Origin of the sequence: Pseudoalteromonas aliena SW19, from assembly GCF_014905615.1 — a bacterium.
Lineage (GTDB): Bacteria > Pseudomonadota > Gammaproteobacteria > Enterobacterales > Alteromonadaceae > Pseudoalteromonas > Pseudoalteromonas aliena.
Genome location: NZ_AQGU01000024.1, coordinates 120,460 through 129,679, shown reverse-complemented (window position 1 = coordinate 129,679; position 9,220 = coordinate 120,460). Strand labels below are relative to the sequence as shown.

At 39.9% G+C, this 9,220-nt stretch carries 7 protein-coding genes and 2 pseudogenes; 3 read left to right on the top strand and 6 right to left on the bottom strand.

Annotation, left to right across the window (positions count from 1 at the left end):
* Positions 1 to 284: 284 nt before the first annotated feature.
* Both PALI_RS05595 and PALI_RS05590 read left to right on the top strand, forming a co-directional pair.
* Positions 285 to 953: pseudogene (locus PALI_RS05595) on the top strand (integron integrase); the annotation flags it as partial.
* Between the two features lie 163 nt (positions 954 to 1,116).
* A pseudogene (locus PALI_RS05590) lies at positions 1,117 to 1,416 on the top strand (tyrosine-type recombinase/integrase); the annotation flags it as partial.
* A gap of 64 nt (positions 1,417 to 1,480) precedes the next feature.
* Here PALI_RS05590 and gltX read toward each other — a convergent pair.
* From gltX to proB, 4 genes are all read right to left on the bottom strand, one after another.
* A complete protein-coding gene (gene gltX / locus PALI_RS05585) occupies positions 1,481 to 2,965 on the bottom strand; it encodes a glutamate--tRNA ligase (protein ID WP_193155181.1) in 1,485 nt (494 codons plus the stop codon).
* A 39-nt stretch (positions 2,966 to 3,004) separates the two neighbouring features.
* Positions 3,005 to 3,364 (bottom strand): glutaredoxin family protein, encoded by a 360-nt coding sequence (locus PALI_RS05580; protein ID WP_138585876.1) that lies wholly within the window; start codon positions 3,362 to 3,364, stop codon positions 3,005 to 3,007.
* 72 nt (positions 3,365 to 3,436) lie between these two features.
* Positions 3,437 to 4,396, bottom strand: coding sequence for a GGDEF domain-containing protein (locus PALI_RS05575; protein ID WP_193155180.1), 960 nt, complete (start codon positions 4,394 to 4,396; stop codon positions 3,437 to 3,439).
* 102 nt (positions 4,397 to 4,498) lie between these two features.
* Positions 4,499 to 5,602: a glutamate 5-kinase gene (gene proB, locus PALI_RS05570; RefSeq protein WP_193155179.1), complete on the bottom strand. Its 1,104-nt coding sequence runs from the start codon at positions 5,600 to 5,602 to the stop codon at positions 4,499 to 4,501.
* Between the two features lie 119 nt (positions 5,603 to 5,721).
* Here proB and PALI_RS05565 point away from each other — a divergent pair, with 119 nt between their 5' ends.
* Positions 5,722 to 6,681, top strand: coding sequence for a DMT family transporter (locus tag PALI_RS05565; protein ID WP_024598646.1), 960 nt, complete (start codon positions 5,722 to 5,724; stop codon positions 6,679 to 6,681).
* On the opposite strand, the gene PALI_RS05560 is transcribed toward PALI_RS05565, so the two are convergent.
* Together PALI_RS05560 and PALI_RS05555 are read right to left on the bottom strand one after the other, a co-directional pair.
* Complete coding sequence (locus PALI_RS05560) at positions 6,576 to 7,181, bottom strand: class GN sortase (RefSeq protein ID WP_182701798.1); 606 nt, start codon at positions 7,179 to 7,181, stop codon at positions 6,576 to 6,578. The genes PALI_RS05565 and PALI_RS05560 overlap by 106 nt on opposite strands.
* The gene (locus PALI_RS05555) at positions 7,178 to 9,208 is read right to left on the bottom strand and encodes a marine proteobacterial sortase target protein (RefSeq protein WP_193155178.1); all 2,031 of its coding nucleotides are present in this window, start codon (positions 9,206 to 9,208) and stop codon (positions 7,178 to 7,180) included. The genes PALI_RS05560 and PALI_RS05555 overlap by 4 nt, the downstream gene beginning before the upstream one ends.
* Between the last annotated feature and the right edge of the window lie 12 nt (positions 9,209 to 9,220).

The window sequence follows — 9,220 nt, the reverse complement described above, 5'->3', positions numbered from 1 at the left end:
TAACCCCAAGGTAAGTGTGGCTCAAATGGTCAGAATAGGATCTCCGCGTAGCGGCTTAGTTCAACAATTTTATAGTGCGCTCGTCGCGCATATTTCTGCCAACGATACGCTCATGTATTTTATAAATCATTTTTATCAAATAACTTAATACATTGCTATATATAATTTTTTATTAGCACTCAAACTATTAATAAAAGAGAAAATGCGCTCGCCGCTCATTTTCTTGAATATGTGTGCATCACAACTATACTGTATATAAAAACAGCACTATTATTGGTGGTAATATGAAAACACGTTCTCCATTTTTAAATTATATAGCCGATTATATGTTGGTACGTCAGTATTCATTACGCACCGTAGATACGTACCTAAGATGGATTGCATCTTATATCCATTTTCATAATAAACGCCATCCCGCCTCAATGGGAGACAATGAAGTCGAGCGCTACTTAGAACATTTAGTGTTAAAGCAAAACGTTGCACCACGTACGCAAGCCACCGCATTAAATTCATTATCATTTTTATACAAGCACATAATAAAAAACGAACTTTCATTAAATTTAAATTTTGCCCGCAGTAAAAAACAAGCAAAGCTCCCTGTCGTGATGACCCCAGAGGAAGTTAAAATGTTGATGGCTCATTTAAATAAGCGCTATTATTTAATTGCAGCTCTTATGTATGGAAGTGGTTTAAGAGTGATGGAAGCGGCGCAATTAAGGGTGAAAGATATTGATTTTGATTATAAATGTATTCAAGTATGGAATGGAAAAGGTAATAAACGCCGCATTGTAACGCTGGCCATCGAGCTAATTCCTATGCTGAGAAATCAAATTTTGAACGTTGATGACTATTTAAAACTTGATTTAAATAATACGGAATATTCTGGCGTATGGATGCCATATGCCTTAACTAAAAAATATCCTTCAGCCGCAAAAACACTAGCATGGCAGTATTCATACCAACTTTATTAAAAACATGATCATTCTAGCGTATTAAATAACTCACTAACTACGTTAAAAATTATTTATATAGAACAACTATGTATCATAATTTTAGCCTTGTTATTTAGCTATTTTCTTATCGCTATAATAGCTCACTAATTTAATGCAATTGGTATTATTTCCCTCTCATATATTAAGTTCAGATCCTCAAAGTGGTGAAATAAGGCGACATCATTTTCATCACTCTTGCATTAGAAAAGAAGTGAAAAAAGCCGTTCAAAAATCAGGGTTAACAAAAATAATAACACCCCATACATTAAGGCACTCTTTTGCTACTCATTTACTGCAAAATGGCGCCGATATAAGAACCGTTCAAGCTCAGCTTGGCCATTCTGACGTTAAAACTACACAAATATATACCCACGTACTACAACAAGGTGCTAATGGTGTTATCAGCCCTTTTTCAAGTTTATAAATCTCCCCGATTTAAAAAGCCGAGCTTAATAAAGCTCGGCTTTTAAAAGTACATTGTTTAGCAATTATGCACTTGGGTATTCGCGGTACGCGCGCTCTATATTTTTAGCCTGCTTTTTAGAAATACCTAAATGAGCAAGTGCTACACGTAAACGAGCACGTGATAGGTCAGACCCTAATATTTCCATTGCATCAAGCACTGACGTACTTGACGTTTTGCCAGTAATGGCGACAAATATTGGCTCTAAAAAATCTTTAATCTTAAGCTCGTGGAATGTTGCAACTTCTTTTGCTATTGCAAAAATAGCGGGTTTGTCAAAGCTACGTAAGCTTTCAAGCTGCCATACAAAAAATTGTAGTGCTTGGCGAATCACGTTTTCGTCTGCTTTACCGGCAGTTAGTAACGCTGGATCGTAAGTTGGAATGCCCCCTACAAAATGCCCTGCTAGCTCAACCATATCAGAAAGCGTGTTGATGCGAGCTTTAGCTTCTGGCAATACTTTAGCAAGCATTTTACCGTTAAATTTCCAATCAACGAAGCGCTGCATTAGCTCTTCATCGGTTAGGTTTTCACGGATCCAAGTACCGTTTAACCAGCTTAATTTATCTACGTCGAATACTGGACCACCAAGCGATACGCGCTTCATGTCAAAGTTTTCAATCATTTCATTAAGTGTGAACTTTTCGCGCTCATCTGGCATTGACCAGCCCATGCGGCCTAAGTAGTTAAGCACGGCTTCTGGCAGGTAACCCATTTCTTTATAGTAATTAATAGAGGTTGGGTTTTTACGCTTAGACAGCTTTGATTTATCTGGGTTACGCAATAATGGTAAGTGACCAAGCACTGGCGCTTCCCAACCAAAGTCTTCATACAGTTTTAATAACTTAGGTGCTGAGTTAATCCATTCTTCACCACGGAAAATATGGCTAATTTGCATGTGGTGGTCGTCAACTACGTTTGCTAAAAAGTATGTTGGGAAACCATCTGCTTTTAATAACACTTGCATGTCTACGTTTTCCCACGGGATCTCAATTTCGTCACGTAGGTAATCGTTAAACTTAAATGTGCCTTCGCTTGGGATTTTCATACGTATAACGTAAGGTTTACCCTCAGCTAGGTTTGCTTTAATTTCTTCATCTGTGTGGTTTAAACCACGACCGTCGTATTTAGGGCGCAAACCTTCTGCCATTTGCTCTTCACGCATTTGATCAAGCTCTTCGCTTGTTGCAAAACAGTAAAACGCTTTGCCATCGTCAACTAACTGATGCGCGTATTTCTTATATAAATCGCTTCGCTCAGACTGACGATAAGGACCAAATTCGCCACCCACATCAGGACCATGATCCCACTCAAGCCCTAACCAGCGTAGGCTATCCATAATCGCAAGTTCAGATTCTGGCGTGCTACGTACTTGGTCTGTATCTTCAATACGAAGTACAAATTCACCGCCTTGTTGTTTAGCAAAACAGTAGTTAAATAAGGCGATATAAGCGGTGCCAAGATGCGGGTCACCAGTTGGCGACGGGGCAACACGGGTGCGAATTGTCATGGTATATTCTCTTTAAATAAGTGAGATAGTAAAAGTGGTTTATGCAGCTACTTTGTTTAAGTAAGCAATAATATCGTTTGATTCATACAACCATTGTACTTGGCCGTTTTGTTCTATACGCAGGCAAGGCACTTTAACTTTGCCGCCTTGCTCTAGTAGCTCTTGACGATATTGTTCATTATTTTTTGCATCACGCGTTTCTATGTTTAAGCCTTCGCGTTTAATAGCGCGACGTACTTTTACACAAAACGGGCATGCTTTAAATTGATATAGTTTAAATTGTGAGGTTTGCTGATCAAGCTTTGCTTGCTCGTCGCTTGCACGCTTTTTACTGCGGGGAGTAAATACAAAATTAAAGAATAAAATTATACAACCTAAAAACCAACGAACTAATTTCATGTTCTGCGCTCTGTTTACAACAATTTAAGGAGCCAGATTTTAGCACAAATTTACAATCAAAAAAGCTCAATACTATTGAGTTGTTGCCACTTCGTCATAAAGCGCTAATTCACTGCACGCTGTTACTTTGTTTCGGCCTGTTTTTTTAGAATGGTAAAGCGCTAAATCAGCCTGATTAACAATACTCGATACGGTATCAATGCTTTGTAATGCTAAAAAACCAATGCTGATTGTTAGCCGCTCAATTTGCGCAAAAGAATGATCGGCCACATTAACTCTAAGTCTATTTAATGCAGTGTAAGCTGCTGCTTGGCTTCTTGATTGAAATAAAATAGCAAACTCTTCTCCTCCATACCTAAATACGTAGTCCTCAACTCTAAAATTATATTTTAATAATTTAGCCACTTGGGCAATAACACCGTCGCCCACTACATGGCCAAAATTATCATTCACATTTTTAAATAAGTCGATATCAGCAATCGCTAAATACCAACTTCGATCTTTGTTAACGTTCTGCCTTGGTAATAAAAAACCATTGCCAGACACTATTTCCATTACTTTTTTATCAAATGTTTGCCTGTTTAGTAGCTCGGTTAGCGGATCTAATCGAGACTTGTGTAAAAGCCATAGCTGATTGGCATAAATATTTAAAATATGTAGAGCCATAACACCGATGCGCTCTGGTAATTTTTGTGGTGTTTCTATGATCAACACACCAATCACATCTTCTAAATGATAAACAGGTACATAGCTTGCCGTATGCCCACCTGCATGGCTGACTCTAACTTTATTTGGAGTGGCTTTACTTAGTAGCTGCTGTATTTTAGCCGGTTTTACATGCTCAATATCGCTTGGGGTGTTAATTAATTTAGGAGGGACCGGCACAAAAAAGTACTTATTTATATAAATAGCAAAATTATCGACTTCCAGTAAATCGCTAATTACTTGGATAAGTGCAGCGTCTAAATCTCCTTCTTCCTCTTGTTGGGTAAGTGAAATAATCCACTCATGACCACATTTATTTGCTTGCATTTCCATGCCTAAACTGGTTAATCTGCAACCAGTTTAGTCAACATTTACGATTTTACTAAATTATGAGGCAATACTTGTAGGCTAATCTTTTTTGGTTAATATCTAAAGTAGTACTAAGTCATCGCGATGTAATACTTCTGCACCGCTATCGTAATCAAGTAACTGGCCTATTTGATTAGAGTGCGCCCCTTTTATTTTAGTGATCTCAATACTACTAAAGCGTGTTAGGCCTCTTGCAATCACTTGATTTTTTTTATCAATTAAATCGATTAAATCACCGCGCTCAAAGCGACCAAATACATTAGTAACACCTTTTGCGAGTAAGCTTGCGCCTTTATTTTGCAGCGCTGTAATAGCACCTGAATCAATAACAATTTGCCCTGTACTTTTAGGCCCCGCTAGTAGCCATTTTTTACGACCATCTTTTGGGGCGGCAAGCTTTATAAAACGCGTGCCTGGTAACTCGTCACTCATACATCTTAAAATAACGTTTTTACCTGCGCCTTTAGCAATAATAACTTCAACGCCTGCACGCCTTGCAATATCGGCTGCTTGTAATTTGGTTGCCATGCCGCCAGTGCCTAAACTTGTGCCACTGCCACCAGCAAGTTGGCGCAGTTCATCGTTTATATGTGTTACTTCACCAATGAGGGTTGCATCGGCGTTTGTGCGCGGATCGCTGGTAAATAAGCCTTCTTGATCGGTAAGTAGCAGTAACTTATTAGCATTAGCCAAAATAGCGACAAGTGCCGATAAGTTATCGTTATCGCCAACTTTTATTTCACTGGTAGCGACTGCGTCATTTTCGTTAATGATGGGCACAACGTCGTAATTGAGCAGTGCGGTGAGTGTATCGCGGGCATTAAGGTAGCGCTCTCTGTCGTCTACATCAGCACGCGTAAGCAGCATTTGCCCTACATTTACACCATATAAAGCAAACAAGCTCTGCCAAATATGAATAAGTTGACCTTGTCCAATTGCAGCAAGCATTTGTTTATCAATTAAGCTTCTGCCACAGGGTTTTAATAGTTGCTCGCGCCCAGCGGCTACCGCGCCGCTCGATACCAAAATAACGTGATGACCCTGCTTTTTAAGCTCGCAGCATTGGCGTACTAATTCAACCATGTGTGCTTTATCTAGTTTATCAGTGCCGCCGGTAAGTACGCTTGTACCAAGCTTTACAACTATTACCTGTTCCCTTTGCATGTGCTTTTTACTACTGATTAATTAAAGATGAATTAATTTATACCAGCTCGGTATTTTTGAACAAGTTAAAAATATTCATGCTAGGATCTGATTTTATTAAATTAAGTAAATTACTTTTTATGCCTGCCAGTTTATGTTTAATTATTGCCACCTTTTTATGGGGCAGCTCTTTTATTGCGCTCAAATACGCCATTGCCATTTACGACCCTGCATTGGTGATATTTTTACGCATGCTCACCACATTAGTTTTATCGCTTTGTTTATGGCGCTACGTTATTCGGTTTGAGTATTTAAAAGGTGACTGGAAGTATTTAGTGGGTATGTCGCTTGCTGAGCCTTGCTTGTACTTTTTATTTGAAGGCCATGCAATGGAATACACGTCAGCCTCGCAGGCGGGTGTTATTGTGTCGTGCTTACCTATAATTATTGCCCTACTTGCCTTTGTATTACTTAAAGAATACATAAGTAAATCCATTGTGGTGGGTTTTACGCTGTGTATTGGCGGCAGTATTTTACTTACGCTTCTATCCCCAAATTCTGAGCAAGCACCAAATCCGTTACTGGGTAACTTTTTAGAGTTGATGGCTATGGTGTGTGCGGCATTTTATACCGTAAGTATTAAGCATTTAGCTAATCGCTATTCTCCCCTGACTTTAATTGCACTGCAAGGTATTAGCGGAAGCTTATTTTTTGCGCCGTTTTTATTTTTTATCGACCTGCCAAGCGAAAACCAACACGACTTAACCGCGCTAATGAGCATTTTATATTTGGGCTCGTGTGTAACCCTTGGCGGCTATGGCATGTACAACTATGCTATTAGCAAGGTATCGGTATTAACCGCTGCGGCATACTCTAATTTAATTCCTATTTTTACACTTATTTTGTCAGCGATTATTTTGGGCGAAGTACTCAACGTTTGGCAATGGTTGAGCATATTTGTGGTATTTATTGGTGTAATGGTAAGCCAGCGCCATCAAGAACTTGTGGTTGATATACCGCTTAGTGAATCGGGCGAAGACATTTGCGCAGATACAAGCAATCTCAAATCAGTACCTGAGGCAAGCGAATCAAAAGGGTAACAGGTAAGTAAATACAACCCAGGTGTTTGTAAAAAGTCATATTGAGATTGATGAATAACCTCAATTCCCGTTACCTTATAATTTTGTATCACCCCATTTTGCAGTTGCAAAGTAAACGCTTCCCCCACTTTTGCGTTTTGTAAAAATGCAAAGTGGGTGTCGTTATGCCCAGCTATTAGCGCCCCTTTTTCGTTTCCAAATTCTTTTCCGCCAAGCTCCCCTGCGGGTAAAAATTGGCTAGGCGCAAACGCTAAATTACGACCACTCGCTCCAGCAAGCACACTCAACGTTGTATTGTGGCTTGACCAATTAAGCTTTGCTGTCACGTAGCTGTCGGCGTAATACCAGGGTTTTACTTTGGTGCCAGATGATTTAAGCGCCTCTTGCCATGCTTGCTCAATTAATACTTGAGCAAGCCACGCTTTTGCCTGCATATAAGCGCCGTGCCCAAATAATCCAAGCCCAGCGATTAGTAAGCCCGCGCTTAGCCACTTTTTCATTTATGTTCCCTACTTAATTTAGGCCCTCGGTTTATTTTAAGCGCGCCAAATCCCAATAATAAAATACAGCCTAACAATATGTGGAGCCTACTTTGCCCATCGGTTTGTGGTAAACGCATTGCCATACCTTGCGGTACTGCATTAGTAGCTTGCGCCGTTTGCTCTGCCACTTCTTTTGTTTGAGTTTGTTCAATCGCTATAAAAGCAGTAAAGGGGCTAAGTAATTGATGAGTAAGCGCAAGCTCCTGTACTTCATCTTTAACGGTACTTTGCTCGTTGTATAAAAGTAATGACTTAATTTTTTGGCGCGCCCATAGCTTTGCAATACCTTGAGCGTTTGAGCTATTTTGTGTACTTAATTTAATACTTAAAGGCCCTTGTGCTGTTTGCCCAGCAAGTACCACACTTTTGGCATTATTAAGCTTTATAGCGACCATGATAGGCTCGCCAAAATATAAATCAGGTAGTGGTGACGGCCAAAAATCTAAGCTGTTACCGCTTTCATCGCTTAGCGCCAAATTAGTAATCGTTGGATGCGCAAGCTTATCAAACAACTGCTGCATTTTAGGTTGCACCTCACTTACGCTGCCTATAAACGTAAATGAGCCCTTACCAACATCTGCCGCTCGGCGCATAAAAAAGCTGTTAGGTGCGCTGCCAATACCCACTGTAAATAAGCGGCTATCGCCTAATTTACTTTGAATGTTTTTAAACAATATATCTTCGTTGCTTACGCTGCCATCAGTTAAAAATACAACTTGACGTACAAAACCATCAAACTCGCTGCCATCAAGTACGGCATCAAGCGCACCTTGTATTTCTGTGCCGCCGTCGGCTTCTAGGCTATAAATAAATCGCTCTGCACGGCGTAAGTTAAAATCGCTGGCTATAAGTGGTTTATCGCTCATTGGAGTCACTATGTTATCAAAACCAATAATATTAAAGCTGTCGTCGCTATCAAGTAATGAAAGCGCATAAAACAACGCTTTTTTAGCTTGCTCCATAGATTGCCCGTGCATAGAGCCCGACGTATCAACGACAAATACCATTTCGCGAGGTAATCGCTGAGTTTGTGTAAAGTGATCCCCCGGTGGCATTAGCATAGCAAGCCCGTATCGTTCGCCATTTTCAAACTGCTGAGTAAAAAATGCAGCTTGGGTCTGCTCTTTTTGCAGCGGTTTAAACTCAAGTACAAAGTCGCGATTAACTGCATTTGCTTCATTTAACGCTATTTTATATTGCCCAAACGCAGTGTTTTTCACATCAATATTATGAAATTTAGAATTGATATCCACCAGCTCTAAACCTACGTCAATATTAATGCTTAAGCTAAATTGGCTGCTTGGTACGTTATCATTTTGATTACTATTTTGAGTGATGTTTTGAGTGCTGTAAACAGGGCTCAACCATCCAGTTGGGAGTGGATTTGTATGTGCTTGGTTTTGAGTATTAACCTCAACTTCACCACTAATCGCGTAATAACGCGGTGTAATGGTAGTAGGAAATCTAATAGCGAATGTACCGCTGCTGTAATCAATTATTTCTTGATACTCAAGCTCAATAATTACCTGCTCACCAGGGCCAATGTTTGCCACATTTGTAATAAACATATTGGCGCGTTGCTGGCGTACAAGGGCCGCTTGCTTACCTGATTTTTTAGCCTCTTCGTATTTTTTTTCAGCCTCCACTTTTTTATCAATTTGGCCTTTAATAACTCGCTCACCTATACGCATCGTCATGGCATGTACGGCGCTTTCATCTGGCAATGGAAAAACGTAGCGCGCATTAACCGCAAACGGGTTTTCGTTTTGATAGGTCTGCGTTACGACAACATGATTAATTAGGCCGGTTAAGGTCATATTGGCGTCGCTTTTTAATATTATTGCTGGGCCTGCTGGCGCACCATTGCTATCAAAAAGCTCTAACTTGGGTGATTGCGCATGGCTTTTGAAGCTCGCTAACAGCACAATCGCTATGAATATAAAAATGCTTACTTTAGTAAGCATTTTGGTTGGTTTACTCAACATAAAATCACTCCA

Excerpts from the sequence above, each read along its gene's own strand:
- gltX (WP_193155181.1), bottom strand. The coding sequence starts at position 2,965 with ATGACAATTCGCACCCGTGTTGCCCCGTCGCCAACTGGTGACCCGCAT.
- PALI_RS05580 (WP_138585876.1), bottom strand. The coding sequence starts at position 3,364 with ATGAAATTAGTTCGTTGGTTTTTAGGTTGTATAATTTTATTCTTTAAT.
- PALI_RS05575 (WP_193155180.1), bottom strand. The coding sequence starts at position 4,396 with ATGCAAGCAAATAAATGTGGTCATGAGTGGATTATTTCACTTACCCAA.
- proB (WP_193155179.1), bottom strand. The coding sequence starts at position 5,602 with ATGCAAAGGGAACAGGTAATAGTTGTAAAGCTTGGTACAAGCGTACTT.
- PALI_RS05565 (WP_024598646.1), top strand. The coding sequence starts at position 5,722 with ATGCCTGCCAGTTTATGTTTAATTATTGCCACCTTTTTATGGGGCAGC.
- PALI_RS05560 (WP_182701798.1), bottom strand. The coding sequence starts at position 7,181 with ATGAAAAAGTGGCTAAGCGCGGGCTTACTAATCGCTGGGCTTGGATTA.
- PALI_RS05555 (WP_193155178.1), bottom strand. The coding sequence starts at position 9,208 with ATGTTGAGTAAACCAACCAAAATGCTTACTAAAGTAAGCATTTTTATA.